Source organism: Erwinia sp. PME.40.26/001, from assembly GCF_055556675.1.
Genome location: NZ_JBVHNP010000405.1, coordinates 1 through 240, shown reverse-complemented (window position 1 = coordinate 240; position 240 = coordinate 1). Strand labels below are relative to the sequence as shown.

The window sequence follows — 240 nt, the reverse complement described above, 5'->3', positions numbered from 1 at the left end:
ATGAACTGCTGATGCACAACGACATGGCGCTTTCGCAGCAGAGCTTTGCCTTCCGGGTGGAAGAACAGGCGATGACGCCCGCGATTCTGCGGAATGATGTGGTGATCATCGATCCCACGCAGTCACCTCAGCCCGGCGACTGCGTGCTGGCATTGCAGCAGCAGGTCGTGCTGCTACGCACCTGGCGTCAGCGCGGCAGTGAAAATGGCGTCATGCAGTTTGAACTGGCACCGGTCAATA

Annotated in this window: 1 protein-coding gene; it reads left to right on the top strand. The window is 58.8% G+C overall.

The genetic code is table 11. The annotated features are described in order from the left end of the window. Positions 1-11 precede the first annotated feature (11 nt). Positions 12-240: S24 family peptidase (locus ACZ3HG_RS24735; RefSeq protein ID WP_465335172.1), on the top strand; the 229-nt coding region annotated here is incomplete at its 3' end.